18 protein-coding genes and 1 riboswitch are annotated in these 21297 nt (G+C 36.7%); of the genes, 12 read left to right on the plus strand and 6 right to left on the minus strand.

Annotated elements, in window-relative coordinates:
• The first annotated feature begins 44 nt into the window (after nt 1–44).
• Nucleotides 45–524 (plus strand): GNAT family N-acetyltransferase, encoded by a 480-nt coding sequence (locus tag BAZO_RS05015; protein ID WP_003330233.1) that lies wholly within the window; start codon nt 45–47, stop codon nt 522–524.
• Between the two features lie 88 nt (nt 525–612).
• On the opposite strand, the gene BAZO_RS05020 is transcribed toward BAZO_RS05015, so the two are convergent.
• Complete coding sequence (locus BAZO_RS05020; protein ID WP_003330234.1) at nt 613–969, minus strand: YolD-like family protein; 357 nt, start codon at nt 967–969, stop codon at nt 613–615.
• Between the two features lie 52 nt (nt 970–1021).
• Nucleotides 1022–1933 (minus strand): 4-hydroxy-tetrahydrodipicolinate synthase, encoded by a 912-nt coding sequence (gene dapA, locus BAZO_RS05025; protein ID WP_003330235.1) that lies wholly within the window; start codon nt 1931–1933, stop codon nt 1022–1024.
• 99 nt (nt 1934–2032) lie between these two features.
• Nucleotides 2033–2214: riboswitch (Lysine riboswitch) on the minus strand.
• 182 nt (nt 2215–2396) lie between these two features.
• On the opposite strand from dapA, the gene BAZO_RS05030 reads away from it, so the two are divergent.
• Nucleotides 2397–3641: an MFS transporter gene (locus tag BAZO_RS05030; RefSeq protein WP_003330236.1), complete on the plus strand. Its 1245-nt coding sequence runs from the start codon at nt 2397–2399 to the stop codon at nt 3639–3641.
• Here the strand turns inward: BAZO_RS05030 and BAZO_RS05035 are convergent.
• Nucleotides 3638–4993: an MATE family efflux transporter gene (locus BAZO_RS05035; protein WP_003330237.1), complete on the minus strand. Its 1356-nt coding sequence runs from the start codon at nt 4991–4993 to the stop codon at nt 3638–3640. The genes BAZO_RS05030 and BAZO_RS05035 overlap by 4 nt on opposite strands.
• Nucleotides 4994–5151: 158 nt before the next feature.
• Here BAZO_RS05035 and BAZO_RS05040 point away from each other — a divergent pair, with 158 nt between their 5' ends.
• From BAZO_RS05040 to BAZO_RS05070, 7 genes are all read left to right on the plus strand, one after another.
• The gene (locus BAZO_RS05040; protein ID WP_003330238.1) at nt 5152–7296 is read left to right on the plus strand and encodes a putative bifunctional diguanylate cyclase/phosphodiesterase; all 2145 of its coding nucleotides are present in this window, start codon (nt 5152–5154) and stop codon (nt 7294–7296) included.
• A gap of 81 nt (nt 7297–7377) precedes the next feature.
• Nucleotides 7378–7692, plus strand: a complete 315-nt coding sequence (locus BAZO_RS05045) for a hypothetical protein (RefSeq protein ID WP_003330239.1) — start codon at nt 7378–7380, stop codon at nt 7690–7692.
• A gap of 193 nt (nt 7693–7885) precedes the next feature.
• Nucleotides 7886–9073 carry an MFS transporter gene (locus BAZO_RS05050; protein ID WP_051015770.1) on the plus strand — a complete coding sequence of 396 codons (1188 nt, stop codon included), beginning with the start codon at nt 7886–7888 and terminating at the stop codon, nt 9071–9073.
• Between the two features lie 54 nt (nt 9074–9127).
• Nucleotides 9128–9331, plus strand: a complete 204-nt coding sequence (locus BAZO_RS05055; protein WP_003330242.1) for a DUF6501 family protein — start codon at nt 9128–9130, stop codon at nt 9329–9331.
• Nucleotides 9332–9599: 268 nt separating this feature from the next.
• The gene (locus BAZO_RS05060; RefSeq protein ID WP_039957022.1) at nt 9600–12095 is read left to right on the plus strand and encodes a U32 family peptidase; all 2496 of its coding nucleotides are present in this window, start codon (nt 9600–9602) and stop codon (nt 12093–12095) included.
• Nucleotides 12096–12321: 226 nt separating this feature from the next.
• Nucleotides 12322–12963 carry a thiamine diphosphokinase gene (locus BAZO_RS05065; protein WP_003330244.1) on the plus strand — a complete coding sequence of 214 codons (642 nt, stop codon included), beginning with the start codon at nt 12322–12324 and terminating at the stop codon, nt 12961–12963.
• 31 nt (nt 12964–12994) lie between these two features.
• Nucleotides 12995–13201 carry a hypothetical protein gene (locus BAZO_RS05070; RefSeq protein WP_152551221.1) on the plus strand — a complete coding sequence of 69 codons (207 nt, stop codon included), beginning with the start codon at nt 12995–12997 and terminating at the stop codon, nt 13199–13201.
• Nucleotides 13202–13398: 197 nt separating this feature from the next.
• Here the strand turns inward: BAZO_RS05070 and BAZO_RS05075 are convergent, their stop codons facing one another.
• On the minus strand, nt 13399–15018 hold the full coding sequence (locus BAZO_RS05075) for an ABC-F family ATP-binding cassette domain-containing protein (protein WP_003330246.1): 1620 nt from the start codon (nt 15016–15018) through the stop codon (nt 13399–13401).
• 238 nt (nt 15019–15256) lie between these two features.
• Between BAZO_RS05075 and ilvD the strand changes: the two genes are divergently transcribed.
• Complete coding sequence (gene ilvD, locus BAZO_RS05080; RefSeq protein ID WP_003330247.1) at nt 15257–16933, plus strand: dihydroxy-acid dehydratase; 1677 nt, start codon at nt 15257–15259, stop codon at nt 16931–16933.
• A gap of 391 nt (nt 16934–17324) precedes the next feature.
• Here the strand turns inward: ilvD and BAZO_RS05085 are convergent, their stop codons facing one another.
• Nucleotides 17325–18251 carry a nuclease-related domain-containing protein gene (locus BAZO_RS05085; RefSeq protein WP_003330249.1) on the minus strand — a complete coding sequence of 309 codons (927 nt, stop codon included), beginning with the start codon at nt 18249–18251 and terminating at the stop codon, nt 17325–17327.
• A 249-nt stretch (nt 18252–18500) separates the two neighbouring features.
• Between BAZO_RS05085 and BAZO_RS05090 the strand changes: the two genes are divergently transcribed.
• The gene (locus BAZO_RS05090; RefSeq protein WP_003330250.1) at nt 18501–19157 is read left to right on the plus strand and encodes a VC0807 family protein; all 657 of its coding nucleotides are present in this window, start codon (nt 18501–18503) and stop codon (nt 19155–19157) included.
• A 75-nt stretch (nt 19158–19232) separates the two neighbouring features.
• Here the strand turns inward: BAZO_RS05090 and BAZO_RS05095 are convergent, their stop codons facing one another.
• Entirely contained in the window at nt 19233–19472 is a 240-nt protein-coding gene (locus BAZO_RS05095) for a hypothetical protein (RefSeq protein WP_003330251.1), read from the minus strand.
• Between the two features lie 118 nt (nt 19473–19590).
• Here BAZO_RS05095 and BAZO_RS05100 point away from each other — a divergent pair, with 118 nt between their 5' ends.
• On the plus strand, nt 19591–21288 hold the full coding sequence (locus BAZO_RS05100; protein ID WP_003330252.1) for a DUF2339 domain-containing protein: 1698 nt from the start codon (nt 19591–19593) through the stop codon (nt 21286–21288).
• Nucleotides 21289–21297 lie beyond the last annotated feature (9 nt).

Consider the following 21297-nt stretch of genomic DNA (forward strand, 5'->3'; position numbering starts at 1 on the left):
TTACAACATATAACGTGTTATTATAATGGTGGAGGTGGAGAGATGTGTTAGCTGGTTTTAAATATACTTTAGATGCCATTTTATCTCTGCTCAAGGAAAATGACCTTAAAGCACGTTATATGGAGTGTGAAGGACGATTTTTGTTTCGAATTGATGAGATGATGTGTGATGCAGGCTTTGGCTGTGACAATGTGGTCCTCGATGTGTTTTTTGATGAAGAGGAAAAAATACTTTTCATTGGATTGCTTCGCTTTCCTAAAGAGAAAAGAAGGGCCGGGTTGGGCAGTAAAATTTTAAAAAAGATTTTGGAATATGCCAATGAGCATAATTTTACAATATATTTGGATGCTTGGAATGAATCCCAGCCTTTCTGGAAAAAGTATGGTTTTAAGCATGTATATACCGATAAATATCATTTTGAAATACTTGGGTATTCTGGTAGTGGGCTTGATATCTTTCACGAGTGGGAACTTTTCAAAACGACAAAGGTATTTAAAATGTATCTTACCTGTCATGAAGAATAGAAAAGCGGAAGTTTACGAGTCGCTGGGCGCTGAAGCTAGGCAAAAAAAAGAAAAGCGATACCGCTTTTCTTTTTTATTCAGGTTCTAGCTATTGAAGCTTTGTATGGATAATTTTTGCGCTAATAATTCGTGCGAATGGGATCGGAGTACATAGCTTTGTATGTCCTTTAACACCATGAATGAGAAGAACTTTTTTATTTCTTCTATCAATATGAAGAATCCGTCCCTTTAAGCCTATCGTTTGATCGGTCTGTTGACCGGAGACTATGATTTCAATAGGTAACCCAAGTCTATAAGCCTGTGAAATGATCCGCTCCGTTTGCTGGGGATCTTGATCTTTTTTTCTTTTTCTATTTTCTAATAATAATATGCCACGCTTCATTCTTGTGTTAGCCAAATAAATAAAATTAATCCGCCAGTTTTCACCGCTACTGTCATCCAACATTATAAGTACCACCTATTATTATAGTATAAATATATTATAGGGGTTTGAGCGTTTATCTGGCAATAGACGTAATGAATTGTATTTTGTCTTTTTCAAGGATTGGCAGTAATGCGTTTTTCAATACTTCTCTTTCGGTTTCATTTAACGGTATTAGTGGCAATCTTAATGATCCTGTATCAATTCCCTTTAACCCTAGCGCTGCTTTAACAGGGGAAGGGCTTGGTGCCGCAAATAAAGCTTTCATCATTGGTAATAATTTTCGATGAAGGCTACTTGCACCTTTTAAATCTCCGTTAAAAAAAGCTTGAACCATGTCTTGCATTTCGTTTCCGATAACATGTGCCGCAACGGAAACAACGCCAACGCCGCCAATTGCAAGTACCGGAATGGTTAAGGCATCATCACCACTATACAAACTAAAGTTATCGTCCGTTTCTTCGATAATTTGGGCCATAGCATCAAGGTTTCCACTTGCTTCCTTCACACAAACAATATTTTTGACTTTAGAAAGACGGATGATAGTCTCAGGTGTCATATTTACGGCACTGCGTCCAGGTATATTATAAAGCATGACAGGGAGGGTAGTAGCTTCTGCAATGGTCTTAAAATGTTGATAAAGCCCTTCCTGTGAAGGTTTATTATAGTAAGGAACTACAAGCATAATGCCATTAACGCCTGCTTCTGCGGCTTTTTTTGTTAATTCAATTGAGGCTTGCGTATTGTTAGAGCCTGTTCCGGCAATTACAGGAATTCGACCATTCGCGACTTCAACAACTTTTCTATATAACAGCACTTTCTCATCGCTTGATAAAGTAGGGGATTCGCCTGTTGTACCTGCAACAACAATACCTTCCGTACCATTTGTAATTAAATAATTAACCAATTCAGTTACTTTGTTATAATCCACATCTCCATTTTCATTAAAAGGTGTTACCATAGCTGTTAAAATTCTTCCAAAGTTCATTCCATTCGCCCTCATTTCAAAATTTTTTTTACAAATAAAAAAGCAACAACGATAGCTATCGTTGTTGCACGGAAGTTGTAAGTAAATAAAAATTCCAATGCGTGAGATAGCCCTCCATATAGACAACGCTATATGACAATCTTGCACCTATTCGATGCAAAACCAGTATCTGAGAAAAATGAGCTTCTCATCACTTCGGCGAATTCCCCTTTCAACCATGATCCCTGGATCTCATTATCCTCCCATAGTGTACTAATGGTTTTCGCGCCTCTATACTCACTTCAATGTAAGTTGAAGTAAATTTTATATTGTTTCTTGTACAATAACAGAAATTCCAGAATTTTTCAAGGGATTGGATAAAAAAGAAAAAGATTTTTGGAAAAAATTATTTAAAGTGATAAAATAGGAAAATATTAATCAGATAGTATCCAAGATATATAGATGGAAGGGATGGAAAATAAACGTGCGCGCTCAAGTTAAAGAGATTTCGTTAAAGGCACATCAAACAACTGAAAATGCAAGTACAATGTACCATATTTTATTTATAATCGGCTTTGTACACTTGCTAAATGATTCTATTCAAGCGGTAGTCCCCGCGATGTTCCCAATTCTTGCTGAATCACTTGGCTTTAACTTTACCCAGCTTGGTTTGATAGCCTTTGCTGTAAACATGACGGCTTCGATCATGCAGCCGTTGGTTGGAGCATTTTCAGATAAACATCCAATGCCGAAACTGTTGCCGATTGGCTTAACGTTTTCTTTATTTGGAATGCTTGGTTTGGCGTTGGCCCCTTCCTATGGTGTAATCCTTTTATCAGTTATGTTATTGGGCGTGGGATCTGCCGCCTTTCATCCCGAAGCTTCGAAAGTTGCCCATATGGCATCTGGAACACGAAAAGGTCTAGGGCAATCCGTTTTCCAGGTTGGGGGGAATGCGGGGCAATCACTGGCCCCTTTAATCACGGCGTTAATTTTGGTCCCGCTAGGCCAATTAGGGGCGATTTGGTTTACATTAGTCGCTTTTCTGGCCGTCATGATCTTAGTTTATATTTCAAAATGGTACGGACAACAGCTAACGATTAATCAAACTAGGAAAAGAAATTCAGGCGAAGATGCACCAACGATTGGAAAGTCTATAAAAATTGCTTTTGTATTACTCATATTTTTAGTGTTTATAAGACAATTTTATCATGCCGCAATCACGAACTATTTTGCATTTCATTTGATTGGCACCTATGGAATGAGAATTGATCATGCCCAAATCTATATCTTTTTATTCCTTGCCGCTGGCGCTGTCGGGACATTCCTTGGCGGACCGATTGCTGATAAGATCGGGATGAAAAATGTTCTGCTTTTTTCGATGATAGGAGCTGCTCCGTTATGTATTTGGCTTCCATATACAGGGCCTAAGCTTTCCATGGTTATTATTACGATAATTGGCTTTATATTACTTTGCAGTTTTTCCGTTTCTGTTGTCTATGCCCATCAGTTATTGCCAGGGCGGATTGGAATGGTTTCAGGGATGATTATTGGCTTTTCATTTGGTCTAGGAGCGATTGGTTCCATCGTCATCGGCTGGGTTGGAGACCAAATCGGCATTTCAACTACCTTGCTGTATGCGAGCTTCTTACCTTTGTTAGGGATTTTTACAGCTTATCTGCCGAATGAGAACAAAATACAGGAATTGCATAAGGCTAACCTTGTTTAAGAAGGCAGCCTTATTTTTTTTGCTTGGATAATAAACAATCTTCCAAATAGCATGATGGCCCCAACGGCGAGTCCAATAATTAAGCCAATCCAATATCCGAATGCTGCAAGGGAAGTATATTTAGCGAGCAAAAACCCCGTTGGCAGACCGATCAGCCAATAAGAAATAAGAGCGACTATGAAGGTTGCATTGACATCCTTGTACCCGCGAAGAGCACCTTGAATAGGAGCACCGAAAGCATCAGACAATTGGAATAAAATAGCGTATAACAGAAAATGTGTTGTTAGCTCCAGTACTTCTAGATCATTTGTATAAAGCCCGGCAACACTCTCTCTTAAAAAATATAAAAGAACAGATGTGATCAAAGCCATTACAATAGCAAACGAAATTCCAAGAAAACTGTATATTTTAGCGTCTTTAAATCGTTTTGCCCCAACTTCAAACCCTACTACAATCGTTAATGCCATAGAAATACTTAATGGAATCATATATAAGTAGGATGCAAAATTCATCGCCGCCTGATGGGAAGCAATAGTGAGTGTATTATATTCACTCATTAATAAGGTAACAGCAGCAAAAATACTCGTTTCAAAAAACATTGCAAAACCGATAGGGAGCCCGATTTTAAGAATTTCCTTCCATGTCTTAAATTGGACAGGATACAAAGTTCGAAATAATTGAAATGGACGAAAAGGGGCTAGTTTGATTACGACAAATAGGGCAAATCCAAGTATTACCCAATAGGTGATTGCCGTTGCATAGCCAGTTCCGATTCCGCCCAACTCAGGAAACCCTAATTTGCCAAAAATGAATACGTAATTTAAAATCACGTTGATAGGCAAGGAAGATAGTGTAATGACCATTGTCACCCTTGTATGCCCTAAAGCATCAATGAAGCAACGTAAAACGGTGTATATTACTAAAGGGATGACCCCAAATCCTAATCCTATTAAATAATGTTTGGCAATGTAAGAAACCTCAGTGGTTAGACTCATAGTATTTAAAATTGGATCGATTGCCACAAAACCGAGGATTAATATGATTCCAGCAATAATAATTGATAAATACACACCTTGAATAATAGAGAACGGAACATTCCTTGTGTTTTTAGCTCCAATTAATTGAGCAATAATGGGTGTAATCGCCAACAAAATACCATTAACCAAAGTGAATATGGGCATCCAAAGACTTGAACCAATGGCAACACCGGCTAAGTCATCTGCACTAGCCCTTCCGGACATCATCGTATCAAAGAAATTCATTGCGTAAAGGCCAATCTGGGTAACTAATATAGGAAATAATATTTTAATGAAAAAAAGTAGTTTTTGCTTCAACGTATAGGTTTGTTCCATGTCTTAACCTCAATCCTAGAGTATATGTCAAATAACTGAATTTAATCTACTAAACGAAAAATTACATGAGGAATATTATATCATATCGCAAAAAAATAAATTATAATTAAATTAATATTACTATTACTTTCCATAAAAAATAATTTTAGGTGATTATAATGGCCTTACCATTTACACAATTCTCCCAGAATGCAAATAAAGAGATGCTTAATCTCCTTCGGCAATTAGGTGATAACGATCAAACATCTGAAATCGGGGAGAAAATTAGAGAAATCTTTTTGAGAGAATATGCATTCATAAAAGATGCACTTGATTCGTCAACCATTGTTGCTGTAACTAATAAAGCTGGCATTATAGCATATGTAAATGATAAGTTTTGTGAGATTTCCCAATATAGCAGGGAAGAATTAATAGGCAGTACACATCGACTATTAAATTCGGGTTATCATAGTCCAAACTTTTTTAAAGAGATGTGGACTACGATTTTGTCAGGGAAAATTTGGTGTGGAGATGTAAAAAATCTAAAAAAAGATGGCAGCTATTACTGGGTTCATACAAATATTATTCCAATCATTAATAATGTCACAAATCAAGTCGAACAATTTATTGCGCTTCGTACAGATATTACGAAGGGAAAAGAAGCGGAAGAAGAGCTGCGCAAGGTTATTCAAAATGATTTCGAAAGGACGATAAGAAGCCTTGATAATATGGTGTTTAAAATTAAAAAAGATAGATATGGCGATTTCATTATTACTTTAGTAGAAGGAAAATTATCGAAGTTGCTGGACATTTCGGAAGGGATTTTTGATCAAAAAAGAATCGAGGATTTCTTTGGAACTGAAATGGCTAATGAGGCTTTGAGAAAATGTGAAGCAGCTTTCCGTGGAGAAAAGCATTCAATTAAACATCATTACAATGGCATCGAGTTATATACGACATTGTCTCCAATAATAGAAAACGGTACTATTATTGAAATTATTGGGAATTCCAACGATATCACTTTATTAGAATTGGCTCAAAAAGAAATTCACCATTTAGCCTACCATGATGATCTAACAGATTTACCGAACAGGAGAAAGTTAACAAAAGATTTACAAGAAAAGCTTAATCATATTTCCAATCAAAAATTCGCGGCTTTATTTGTTGATATTGACCGTTTTAAACAAATAAATGATACTTTAGGGTTCAATAGAGGGGATAAACTAATATTGGAGCTAAGCCAAAGATTAAAGCAATTTATTTCTGGGCTTGGAACAATCTACCGCTCAAGCGGAGATGAATATGTTATTATTCTTGAAAAATATAAAAATGACTCGATTCTTTCGAGGCAAGTACAAGAACTATTGAAGATTGTAGAAGAACCTATGTTAATTGATGGGTATGAATTAATGATTACATGTTCCGTTGGTGTTACTACGTTCCCTAACGATGAGGATTCAGCGGAAAAAATACTAAACCGAGTGGAAACGGCTTTAAAGCATTGCAAATTAAATGGTAGACAGGGATTTATCTTTTACAATGAAGAAATGGCTCAAAATACGAAGGAACGTTTAAACTTAGAGATCAATCTTAGAAAAGCTATAATAAATGATGAATTAACCCTTCATTATCAACCAAAATATATTCTTAATTCCAATCAGATGGATGGGATGGAGGCACTGGTACGCTGGTATTCCCCGGTATACGGTTTTGTCAGTCCGAACGAATTTATCCAGATTGCTGAGGATACTGGCTTAATCGTTCAATTAGGGGAATGGGTCCTTTATAATGCTTGTAAGCAAAATAAAGAATGGATTAATAATGGCTATCCACCGCGGAGAGTAGCTGTAAATGTTTCTGCGATTGAGCTCTTAAGACCAAACTATGTAGAGCGTGTAAAACGAATTCTAAAAGAAACAAAGCTTGATCCACAGTATTTAGAACTGGAAATTACTGAAAATAGTGTGATGCGTAATCTCGAAAAGGGGATCCAAATTCTTCAAGAACTAAAGAGTTTAGGGATTTTTATAGCCATTGATGATTTTGGTACAGGATACTCTTCGTTCGGATATTTAAAGCAGCTTCCAATTAATATTTTGAAAATCGATAAATACTTTATACAGGAAATTGATAAGAGCGAAATTGATGCAAATATTGTGAAATCTATGATACAATTAGGGCATACGTTTCACTTGAAAGTTATTGCAGAAGGGGTTGAAACAAAGAGAGCAGCGGAGATTCTCAGAGACCTAAACTGTGATATCGTTCAAGGTTATTATTTCAGTAAACCAATACCAGCTGATATGTTTGAAAAACTGTTATAACTTATATGAAACGTAATCATGTTTTCATGGTATAATGCATATGTATGAAAAAAGTGGAAAAAAGAAACGGAGGGTAGAAAGATGGACCAACAGAAACTAGCAACCTACTTTGAAGAGAAGATTAATGCCGCTAAAATCCAATTTGAACGAACAGTTGAATGCAAGCACACGGAGTTTGATGATTTGTATCCTTATATGAATGAACAGCCTACATTTTTTTGGTATAAGCGCTATGTTGCATGGCAGGAGTTATTAACCATTACTAAATTAGCAAGTGAGCTTGAGCTTGAATGGAAATCTTTCTTTACCAAAAACCAAATTCTTTTTATTGATAACAAAGTATTAGACGCAAAAGTTTTAGACCATTGGTTTGAAGAATGCCGCCAAGAATCCTAATAAAAAGTATAGTGGAACAGCCTGACTATAAAATGTCTAGATTCGCTCTAATCTACATGCGAATCAGGCATTTTTTTGTTTGTAGGCATATTAAATGAAATTTATATTTTAATAATTATATAATAAATCAAGAAATGTACTATTCCTAAAGAAGGTGAACGGTATTTCATTACATAAACGCAATCTAATCATAATGTGGATTTCCTCCTTCTTAATTTCTGGAAGCATGACGATGGTAATGCCTTTTCTCTCCTTGTTAATAGATTCAATGGGAAATTATTCTACCGAATTTGTTTTAAAATGGGCCGGTTTAGTTTTTGGGGTAACCTTTGTAACTGCGTTTATCATGTCACCAGTATGGGGACGACTCGGGGACCGTCATGGCAGAAAAAAATTGTTATTATTTTTAAGTTTTGGTGCCTCGATTTGTATTTTATTAATGGGGATTGTGACCTCGGTTTATCATATTTTTATTATTCGCTTTTTTATGGGCTTTTTTGCCGGCTTTATTCCGATGGCGCAAGCCTTTATCGCTATACAAACACCGAAGAAAATAGCCGGAAAAGTAATGGGTACCCTCCAAACAGGATCGGTTTCCGGAGGACTATTTGGTCCGCTTATTGGAGGGTGGCTTGCAGATTCATTTGGATTTACTTATACATTTTTATTAACAGGATTCATTATCCTATTTACTTTTTTAATGATTTTAGCTGGAGTCAAGGAAGTGGAAGTTAATAAGAATGACTCCAAGAAAGAAGATTATTCAAGTAAACAGGTGTTCCATTTTATCTTTACAAGTCCACTCCTATTAGCTGTTATGGTTGTTGGAATGCTAATACAAATCGCAAACTTTAGCATCCAGCCTTTACTTGCCATTTATGTAGGGGAATTACACGGACAACAGAATTTAGCCTTTTTCTCCGGCGCAGCTTTTTCGGTTGTTGGATTAGGTAATTTATTACTTTCGAGGGAATGGGGGAAATTAGGTGATCGCTTTGGTCATGACAAAATTCTCTTAATATTAGTCCTGGTAGGTGCAGTTGTGTATGTACCGCAGGCCTTTGTCACTTCCATTTGGCAGCTACTCGTCTTGAGGCTTTTTCTAGGAATGGTAATCGGTGGTGTCATTCCTTGTATTGTCGCCTATATCCGTCAAGCTGCGCCATTTTCGATACAAGGTGAAGTGTTAGGCTATAATACGAGCTTCCGCTTCTTTGGGAATGTCGTCGGTCCTATCATGGGCGGCTTTATTTCAGGCTATATTGGGATTTCATCCGTATTTTTTGTGACAAGTGGGCTGTTTATCATAGGTGGATTTTTATTATGGATGGTACGCAGTAAATCAAACCTTCCCAAAATGAAAAATTCTTTTGGAAATTAGGTGAGTTCCCTATATAATATGGAGATGAATAACAATTTGAAAGGACTGTACGAAATGATTCATAATACATGGCAAAATAAAGACACCATTAAGCAAGTAAAATGTGTACATACAAACGCAGAAAAGTACATGGTAAACAGAGCGTTAACAGTAGGTAATATCTACGAGGTCAAAAACGAAACAGAAGAATTTCTGTTTATCATTGACAATACTGGCAAAGTTGGCGGATATTATAAAGATTATTTTGAAGCAATTTAATAAACAATTGAAAGGTAGGTTCGCAATGCAACCTATCTTTTTTTACTTTATTCAGGAGAATAAAGTAAAAGCCTCCGGCGGATGCCTCAGATTTTCAGAGGTAGTTTTTCGAGCAGGCTCGAAAAAATCTGGGCGCAAATGCGCCAAGGCGCATTTGATCAACGCAAAAACTAACAATCTGCGACATAATTCCCTGTTGTTGTATAGCTTTTTCATTTCAAATGCAGTAAAATTAATTTTTGAGTGCCGAACAGAGAGGATTGAGAAATTGAAAAGCATCAATAACACTAAGATAGAGTTATTAGCACCTGCCGGAAATTGGGATTGTATTAAAGCTGCAGTTGCTAATGGAGCAGATGCTGTTTATTTTGGAGTTGGAACTTTAAATGCAAGAGTACGGGCAACGAATTTTCAAATCAATGATTTGCCCGAAGTTATGGCTTATTTGCATAAATATAATGTACGTGGTTTTGTCACGTTGAATATTTTAATTTTTGAAAAAGAGATGAATGATGCCCGCACTTTAATTGAAGCTTGTATTGATGCCGGCGTAGATGGATTAATCGTTCAGGACATGGGAATTTTGCAATTAATTCGCGAAATGTCACCTGATTTTCCGATCCATGGTTCAACGCAAATGACGGTCACATCACCTGAGGCTGTTGATTTTTTAAAGCCGTATAATCTTGAAGTCGTTGTTTTGGGTCGTGAAAACAATATGAAGCAAATCAAAACGATTCACGACCAAACAAAAACTCCATTGGAAGTTTTTGTACACGGTGCTATCTGTGTTTCCTATTCAGGCCAGTGCTTAACATCAGAAATGTGGGGCGGACGATCAGCTAATCGTGGTGAATGTGCCCAAGCATGCCGCTTGCCATATGACCTAGTCGTTGATGGTGAAGTAAAAGAAATGGGAAATCTTGCTTACGTGCTATCACCAAAGGATTTAGCTGCTTTAGAGATTATACCTGAGCTAATTGAAGCGGGTGTAACTACTTTTAAAGTTGAAGGTCGTTTAAAATCACCTGAATATGTAGCGAATGTCGTAAGCAAATACCGTAAAGCGATCGACGAGTATCTTGCCGGTAGAGACTACACACCATCAAAAGAAGAAATTCGCGAACTTCAGCAGAGCTTTAGCCGAGGATTTACATTTGGCTTTTTAAAAGGAACTAACCATAAGCAATTATTAGATGGAACATTCCCTAAAAGCCGTGGTGTTTATGTAGGAACTGTCAAAAAAGTGCTAAAAGATGCAGTTCTATGTGAGACCCTAGCTCCTTTAAAGCGCGGCGACGGGATCGTTTTTGATGCTGGACGTCCAGAAGAAAAAGAAGAGGGCGGACGAATCTACGACCTTCGCAAAAAAGGCAACAAAGTAGATGGAGAGGTAAAAGAAGGTCTCATTGAAATCGTACCAGGCCGTCATGATATTAATTTAACAAAAGTCCATGTAGGTGATAAAATTTGGAAAACAAGCGACCAAGAACTGGATCGCCGCTTACGCAAAACCTATGAATCAGAACAAACCTATCGTCTTTTCCCAGTAAGTGTGTCAGCATCAGGTACGGTTGGTAGTTCATTAGTTACAGTATGGCATGATGAAACGACAAATCATTATGTCACTGTTGAGTCAAGTAGTAATCTTGAATTGGCAATGAAACGCCCATTAACTAGTGGATATCTAGGAGAACAGCTAGGCCGCTTAGGTGGAACAATTTTTGAGTTAACTAATATTGATGCAAGTTTTAGTGAGGATGTTATTATTCCAGTAAAAGAATTAAACCAAATGAGAAGAGAGGCAGTCGAGCAACTTCTAGTTTTAAGACAAGCGCCACCTTGTTATCAAAAAAACGAAGTAAAAGTGATCTCCAAATCTAAAAAAAGACAAAATAAAGACAAGCAAACTATGGAAAATCCGAATCTAATTGCCCTTTGTAGGACAATGGAGCAGGTTGTGGCTGCTTGTCAAACCGATATTGATTTCATCTATGCTGACTTTGAATTTACAACGGACTATCCGAAGGCTGTGAAAGCTGCTAGATCATACAATAAGCCGATCGCACTAGCTACACCTAGAATTCATATGCCAGGTGAAAATGCTATTTTAAACGGCTTAATTAAAGCTGAACCTGATGCCATTTTGGCAAGAAACCTAGCTGCAGTTCAATTTTATATGGATCAAAATCTATCAATACCGATTATAGGCGATTTTTCTTTAAATATTGCGAACTCAAAAGCTGTGGATTTATTTTTGGGACGAGGCTTATCAAGAATCACTCCATCCTATGATTTAAATATTCAACAGATGTTTGATTTATTAGAGAATTCTCCAACGACGAATATTGAGGTTGTCATCCACCAGCATTTGCCGATGTTCCATACTGAGCATTGTGTATATTGTACATTCCTCAGTGAAGGAACTGATTTCACAAATTGTGGTCGACCTTGTGAACAACATCGTATTTCGCTTGAAGACCGAATTGGGATGAAGCATCCCGTTAGAGTTGATATCGGCTGCCGCAACACAGTGTATAATGCAATCGAGCAATCCGGTGCAGAATACCTTTCGAATTTTTTAAATGAAGGCATTCAGCATTTTAGAATAGAGTTTTTAGAAGAAGAGGCTGGTAAGGTTCAAGAAGTAATCCAACTTTACCGTGAAGCACTTGAAGGAAAAAGAACCGGTACAAGTGTATGGAAATCACTAAAAGCTACAAATCAATTAGGTGTTACGAGAGGTCAGTTAATTAAAAAATAAATATTGGGGATACGCAATTCCCCTTTTTTCTTTAAAATAGGAGAATTTTAGGAAAAATTCTTAAATTAGCCATACAATTTTGCGAAAAATGTATTACTATATAGTAGAGTTTATATTTTTATTAATTTAATTTGGCATACATATTGACAAACTGTAAAAGATAAATAAAAAGATGCTTTCCTAATCCAACTACTGCACGATACGACAGAAAGATAGGTGCAATGCAGTGCGAGTATTAATATTTAGTGGTGGAAATTTAAATACTTGGGCCCTTTCAAGTATAAAGGAGGAGGATTATATTATTGGAGTCGATCGCGGTGCCTATTTTCTATATTCTAATGGTATAGAAATGGATTGTGCAATCGGGGATTTTGATTCCGTAACGAAGGCTGAAAAAGAACGAATAGTGGCAAAAACAAAGGAAATAATTTCATGTGATGCCATTAATAAAAATGAGACCGATACGGAGATGGCGTTTAACTTTGCGCTAAATAAACAACCAAAAGAAATATTGCTATTTGGTGTTTTAGGAACTCGTTTCGATCATTCGATAGCCAACATTCAACTACTATACAGCGGATTAGATGCGGGAATTGACTGCAAAATCGTCGATGAGAGGAACGAAATTCAACTCGTTAATAGTCAGCTTGTCATACATAAGAATCGCTTCAAAAACGTTTCTTTACTGCCCTTAACCTTTGAGGTGAGCGGGATCACATTAGAAGGATTTAATTATCCCTTGACTGATGCGACGATCAGAATAGGGGAATCAATTGGAATTAGTAATATATTAAATGGTGAAATTGGCAAAATTGGCAAAATTACGATCAAATCTGGAATTTTGCAAGTGATAAAAAGTAATGATTAATAAAAAATTTATAAAGGAAGTGCAGTTTAAAATGGCAAAGAGAATAAGTGAACTATATGAGCATGAACTAATTGAAATGGCAGCAAAAAATTTACAAAAAGAACAAATTAAAAGAGAATGGTTTAGTCGTTGGGGTTTAGAGTTTCCAATGATTCGTACTGCTTTTGGTGTAAAAAAATATGGCGAGGATTATACAGCTAAAACTGAAATGAAAAACAAAGAGTATGTTGCGATATAAATAGAAAAGCGGAGGCGCTCATCGACGAGGCTTCCGCTTTTTTGTTGTCTAGCTCCAGCTCCCAGCGACTAGAAAACTTCGCAAGCCTCCCTACGATAAGTCAACATCGACTCGCATGCTCGTCGCCGGATGTCCTATATCTCAGTCGCCGTGCTCCAGTTTTTACGTCGCTAAACGGTCGCTTCCGCTTTTCTATTTTATTTATACATTTCTGCGACTTGTTTTTGAATATCTTTATTTTCCAAGTATTCATCAAATGTCATTTGCTTATCAACTAAGCCTTTTGGTGTAATTTCAAAAATACGGTTAGCTATAGTTTGGACAAACTGATGGTCATGGGATGCAAACAGCATTGAACCTTTAAAGGCAATTAAACCATTATTTAATGCTGTAATAGATTCAAGGTCTAAATGGTTTGTCGGCTCATCCAAAAGTAGAACGTTCGCACCGCTAAGCATCATTTTCGAAAGCATACAACGTACTTTTTCGCCCCCGGAAAGGACGCTTGCTTTTTTCAATACTTCTTCACCTGAGAATAGCATTCTTCCTAAAAAGCCTCTTAGGAAGCTTTCACTTTCATCATTAGGTGAAAATTGGCGAAGCCATTCAACAAGATTGACATCACTGTTTTCGAAGTACTCAGAGTTATCTTTTGGAAAATAAGCTTGCGATGTTGTAACTCCCCACTTGAATGTACCGCTATCAGGCTCCATTTCACCCATTAATATTTTAAACAAGGTTGTTTTCGCTATTTCATTGCTGCCAACAAGGGCAACTTTATCGCCTTTATTCATGATAAAGCTTAAATTGTCTAGAACTTTTTCACCATCAATTGTTTTTGTTAAACCTTCGACACGCAATAGGTCATTTCCGATTTCACGGTCAGGCGTAAAACCGACGAATGGATAGCGGCGTGATGATGGTCTAATATCGTCCAGTTCAATTTTATCTAATAATTTTTTACGGGAGGTTGCCTGTTTTGATTTTGATGCGTTTGCACTAAATCGGGCAATAAACTCTTTTAGTTCTTTGATTTTTTCTTCTTTTTTACGATTCGCATCCGAAGCCATCTTTGATGCTAATTGGCTTGATTCATACCAGAAATCATAGTTACCGACATAAATTTGAATTTTACTAAAGTCCAAATCAGCGATATGTGTACATACATTATTCAAGAAATGGCGGTCATGGGATACAACGATAACTGTATTTTCAAAGTTAATTAGAAATTCTTCTAGCCATGCGATCGCTTTTAAATCAAGATGGTTCGTCGGCTCATCCAATAGTAGAACATCAGGTTTACCGAATAATGCTTGGGCAAGCAATACCTTCACTTTTTCTGCACCGGTTAGTTCAGCCATTTTTTTCGTATGAAGCTCTTCTGGAATACCAAGCCCTTTTAATAGAATCGCCGCTTCAGATTCTGCTTCCCAACCGTTCATTTCAGCGAATTCGCCTTCAAGCTCGGCTGCTTTTATGCCATCTTCATCTGTAAAATCAGCCTTCATGTAAATGGCATCCTTTTCCTGCATAACCTCATAAAGACGAGCATGGCCCATAATGACTGTTGTCAGCACTTCATACTCTTCGTATTCAAAATGGTTCTGTTTTAGGACAGCTAAACGTTCACCAGGGCCCATGATCACATCACCAGTTTGCGGTTCGATATCACCAGATAAAATTTTTAAAAAAGTAGATTTACCGGCACCATTGGCACCAATTAAACCATAGCAATTTCCAGGGGTAAACTTAATGTTGACATCTTCAAAAAGTTTGCGGTCCCCGTAGCGTAGACTTACATTACTTACAGTAATCATTTAATTAAATTCCTCCAAATATTTGTTATCTATCAGATTATATCAAATAAACACTAATAAAGCGATTAACACCATAACAGGCCATGATTAATGTGTTATTTATGTTTGTTATTATTATTTGAAAATAATTGTAAATCATAGTTTTCAAATTTTTACTGTCATGGTGATAGAATTAGTGGTACAATATTAAATAATTTCAATTTAATAATTTTTTAGATAATAGTTGGAGGGATTACTGGTGGCAGAACTACGTAGTAATATGATTAAAAAAGGCTTTGATAGAGCACCACATCGCAGTTTACTTCGAGCTGCAGGTGTAAAAGAGGAAGATTTCGATAAACCATTTATCGCAGTTTGTAATTCTTATATTGATATAGTACCAGGGCATGTCCATTTACAAGAATTTGGTAAAATTGTAAAGGAAGCCATTCGTGAAGCAGGTGGTGTACCATTTGAATTTAATACGATTGGTGTAGATGATGGTATTGCAATGGGTCATATTGGCATGCGCTATTCGTTACCAAGCCGTGATATTATTGCTGACTCGGTTGAAACAGTTGTGGCAGCTCACTGGTTCGACGGTATGGTCTGTATTCCAAACTGTGACAAGATTACACCAGGAATGATGATGGCAGCTATGCGTTTAAATATTCCAACCGTTTTTGTTAGTGGCGGCCCAATGAAAGCTGGCGTAACAAGCACTGGTAAGAAGCTTTCACTTTCATCAGTTTTTGAGGGAGTAGGGGCATACCAAGCTGGTCAAATTGATGAAGCTGCATTAACAGAGATCGAACAATATGGCTGCCCAACATGTGGATCATGTTCAGGTATGTTTACTGCAAACTCTATGAACTGTCTTGCAGAGGTTCTTGGATTAGCATTACCAGGAAATGGCACCATTTTGGCGGTTTCCCCTGAACGACGTGATTTTGTTCGTGAGTCTGCAAAACAATTAATGCATTTAATTGAAAAAGACATTAAACCACGTGACATCGTTACAGAAAAAGCAATCGACAATGCGTTTGCTTTAGACATGGCAATGGGCGGTTCTACAAATACAGTATTACACACACTTGCATTAGCAAACGAAGCAGGTGTTGAATATTCCCTTGAACGTATTAATGCAGTAGCTGAACGTGTACCACACTTGGCAAAGCTTGCTCCAGCATCTGATGTATTTATTGAAGATTTACATGAAGCAGGTGGTGTGCACGCAGTACTTAATGAATTAGCGAAAAAAGAAGGTACCCTTCACTTAGATACTTTAACTGTAACTGGTAAAACATTAGGTGAGAACATTGTTGGCCATGAAGTAAAAGACTACAATATTATTCTTCCAATTGATAAGCCGCACACTGAAAAAGGCGGACTTGCGATTCTATTTGGTAATTTAGCTCCAGAGGGTGCAGTTATTAAATCGGGTGCAGTCGAGGGTGGCATTACTCGCCATGAAGGTCCTGCGATTGTATTTGATTCACAGGAAGAGGCGCTAGAAGGCATTGCAAATGGCAGTGTTAAGGCAGGCCATGTAGTTATTATCCGCTATGAAGGACCAAAAGGTGGTCCAGGTATGCCGGAAATGCTTGCTCCAACATCACAAATTGTTGGTATGGGTCTTGGCACAAGAGTTGCCTTAGTAACAGATGGTCGTTTCTCAGGTGCATCCCGCGGCTTATCAATCGGTCACGTTTCACCTGAAGCTGCAGAAGGCGGACCACTTGCATTCGTTGAAAACGGCGACCATGTAGTTATTGACATTGAACAACGCACAATGAACGTTGACGTACCGGAGGAAGAGTGGAACAAGCGTAAGGAAAACTGGAAAGGCTTCGAACCAAAGGTTAAAACTGGTTATCTTGCACGCTATTCTAAACTTGTTACAAATGCAAGCAAAGGCGGAATTTTAAAGATTTAGTTGATGGTGGGTATTTGGATCTCTGCTTGAAATTGAAATTTTTGTGATTGGAAATTGGTGAAAGCATGGCTCTTAGTTTGGGCCATGTTTTTTTGTGGTTATTAAGTATTTATCCTCATCAAACCGAGCCTAGATGAGGTTTGATAGTAAATAACTCGTGTTTATCCTCACCAAACCGAGCCTAGATGAGGTTTGATAGTAAATAACTCGTGTTTATCCTCACCAAACCGTGTCTAGGTGAGGTTTGATAGTAAATAACTCGTGTTTATCCTCACCAAACCATGTCTAGGTGAGGTTTGATAGTAAATAACTCGTGTTTATCCTCACCAAACCATGTCCAGGCCTGATTTGATAGTAGAAAACTATTATATTATTTAGTTAGTATATTATTTTAAATGTAGTGAGTTCCCCTTTGTTTTCCGATAGATTGATAATTAGTGGTCAGAACCTTCCTAATAGTGTTATCTGATTTAATAATACCGCACCATTCACTAATTGCCGTAGTTGTTACTTTTATATCAGGAAATAGCATTTTATATTCTTCAACATTCCGCAAAACAGCTGCTTCAATCTTCTCCCGAAAACCACATTTATTGCAAACTATTGTTTTGGGATTAGTGAAAACATCAAACGACTGACAAGATTTGCAATAGATCCCCTTTTTTAACCCCTCAAAGGTATAGTCCGGTCTATTTTTGAAGGGTGATTCGTCCTTATGGTTTTGTAGTAATTGTTGGGCTAACTTAAAATCTCTTTCTTTTAATTTGGCAGTTGTTAATTGTGAGTTTAATTGATTTACGAAGCGATCAAGTTGTGTTGGAAAGATGATAGGGTGATTGGGTGGTGCTTGATATAGGTAGAAATTTGGGTTTACAAACACTAGCTTTGATGTGATTGGGGATTTAAATCCTAGCCTTTGAAGTTGTTGTTTTAATAATAGCTCGCAACGGTTTAATTGGTGAATTGGATTTTTGCTTTCTTTTTTTCTATCATTTTTGAGGATAGAATACCAATTATTGTCGTTGTCAATGATGTAGTCGTTTTCAAAATTCTTAACATCGTAAAGATGTATTTTTTCTGGGGCCAGTAGCAGCGAATCGATTTGAAAATAGGTATTATTGATTTCAAATAATAGATCATTTAATATAATAAATTCACCTTGCAGCGGTGCAAGCAAGTGGTCGAATTGCACTTCACCCTCGTATCCTTTTTCAAGGGTCCAGTAGTATTGCATTTCGCTTTGTGATAGAGTGGTTCGGGTATTGACAACTCTATAAATCATTAATTCCTTCGATTCAGTTCGGTGTTTATAAATCATTAGAAAACTCCTTTCAATAATGTTATCTATTATTTTAAGTGAATTTTCATATATTTACCATGAAAAAATTAATAGATTTTATTTTCATCTAGTTTACATAATAAAATTATGGAATAGTAAGGATTCCGATAAAATTTCTCTGTTCTTGAAATGGTAAAATTAACACCCCTTGCAAAATTTGATTATTTAATTTTTCAATATTAGATACTATAATGGATGGATAGCGGATAAAAACTTAAAGGAGTTCCTATGAAAAAATTCAAACCGATTATAGAAATCATTTGTTATATTGTATTGCCGATTGTAATTTGGAAGTATGGACGCGAGCCACTAGGGGATTATTATGCAATGTTGTTATCAACAGCGCCAGCGTTTGTCTATACGATATGGAACTTTTTCAATGACCGTCAATTTAACGTTTCTGGTTTATATATTATGTCATCGCTTTTGGTCAATACGATTTTGGATTTAGTCAGTGATTCGGCTGAATGGATGCTTTGGAACGGCATTTATTTTAATTTCGGTATGATTGCCTTTTTATTACTGACAATTGCTATTAAAAAACCGATTGTCATGTATTTTCTAATAGACGCTGCTTATGTTCAAGGTACACCGCGTGAGGAAAGCCGTAAAAAGTATAAATCAAAAGAGCTATTTAAATATTTCCAATGGTTGACTGCTTTCTTAATTTTACGGGACGTGTTGGAGAGCGGTGTGAAAATCTGGCTTATCTATAAATATGGTGTAGATGGATTTGATAAGATTTTGATTACGATGAGAACATTCGGTTATGTCATGTCAATTGTCTTTGTAGGAGCCGTTATGTTTGTATTTAATAAAATTAGCCAGCATGCTGAAAAAGAAAAAAGTGCCGAAAGTGAAGAAGAAGAGGAAAAGGTCATTTAATAATCGCCAGTAGAAGCTATTTAAGCTAAAAAAATTAAACACCTAGTTTCCGCTTACACAGGAATTAGGTGTTTTTTAATCCATTTTAATCGAAGTAGCAAATGCAACATAGGGCACCGACCCAATCATGATCCGTATGACCTGGATTGGAACTAAAGGGAATTTTAATTCAATAAATGCTACTGCTTCTTTTTTTACATTCTGTACAAATTCACCATCTTCGTTTAGTTGCGCAGCATGCCTTTTCCCTACATAAAGTAAAGCTTCAAACCGGCCTTCATTTTCTATGATTTCGTGCTTTAAAAATAAACCCAATCCTATCACCTTATCCAAACTGACGTTTACTTTATAGCTTAAACATTAACATAGATAATATCCTTGTATATTTTTCTCTGGTATAATTTAGAAAAAGAACAAAGGGGGGGAATAACGGATGCAAGACGAAGAACGAATTTATTTATTAGAAAAAAGAGTGTCCGAATTGGAAAGTGAGCTAAGTATTTTAAAAACGGCGATCCATGTCCCGTCACCAATTGACGATTCCCATTCTTCATTATTGCAAACTCAATCAAATACTAACGTGGCAAACGTCCCAAAGGTTCCCGTAGATCAAACAATCGATAAAAACTGGGACTTACTTAAAAAATCACAACAAAAAGAACAGCCAAAAGAAAAGCGTGATTTAGAAAAGCTATTAACCCAGGTTTGGCTACCACGGATTTTTATGGTTGTTATGTTGTTGGGGGTACTGTGGGGATTCAAAGTTGCGATTGATTACGGATTTCTTACGCCTGCTGTGCGAATTATACTTGGCTATATTGTCGGTGCAGCACTCATTTACTTAGGCCAAAAACAACTAAAACATGCTCGTGAAAAACTAGGAATCGTGTTATTAGGAGGATCCTACTCGATTCTTCTATTTACAACTTTTGCGGCTAATATCTTATTCGGATTTTTCCCAAGCCCATTGGCCTTTATTTTAAATATTATTTGGCTGGGAATCGGGTTATTTTTGGCAAGCAAGCATCATTCACAAGCTTTAGGGGTTTTCATTGCTATTGGCGGTTATTTAATCCCATTTTTAATCGAGAGTGAAAATCCAAGTATATGGATATTTGCATCATATGAAACGATTCTCTATCTTATTTTACTTTATTTTTCGTTACGTAAAAAATTCATTAGCCTTTATTTCGTAGCGTTTGCACTTTTACATCTAACATTTTTCATTTATTCGATAGCAGCTGGATTCCTAAGTAACAATGATCCGCTCGTTTATGGTGTCGTTATACAGTTCCTGTTTATTACGGTGATTTATTTGAAAGGAACCTTCTACACAACGGAGCAAAGGGCAACATTGTTTACAAGCTTTGTTTTAACAACCGGCTGGGTAAACATCACCTTTACCGATTTTGCTGCTGAACAATTTGCGCTCATCACTACAGTTATATTTTTACTAATCACCTATTTCTTCAAAAAAGATAAGGATAAGATGGTCATAGCTTCGGTAGTGGCAGCCTTCGCCTTAATTACCTGGCTAATCCATATTTTTGAAGGTGATTTACTGCAAGTCTTTTTATTAGTCGAAGGGGTAGCGTTATTGTACCTGGGCTGGAATTTACAGTCCAGTTTGCAAAAATTAGCCGGAGCGATCATTTATTCGATAGCATTTTTGATTGCGATTGAAAATAATTATGAGCGGCTGTTTTCGATCGATTCGATGATTTGGCTTACACTATTACTAACAGCCGGCTATGTACTATATGGAATTGTAAAATATGAAAAAAATCAAAATATATTAAAATGGACTCTTGTTGGAATGAATATAATCGTCTGGTTGAGGTACACTTTGCTTTTAATCCCCTTGATTTTGGCCGGATTAGATGAAAATGTGATCCAAATGACGGTTTCGTTTGTTTGGGCGATTCTTTCTGTAGCATTAGTTGTCTTTGGTGTTAAAAGAAATAAAAAGTCAGTTCGCTTAACGGGTGTTGGATTATTATTTATCTCCTTAATAAAAGTTGTCTTTTTTGATCTGTTCATGGTATCGATTGCGATCCGAGCTATTTTGTTCATCGGAATAGGTGTCATTGGTATCTTAATTTCAAGAATTTTTTACAGTAAAAATAATTAAAATAGATCT

It is taken from the genome of Schinkia azotoformans LMG 9581 (assembly GCF_000307855.1).
GTDB lineage: Bacteria > Bacillota > Bacilli > Bacillales > Bacillaceae_J > Schinkia > Schinkia azotoformans.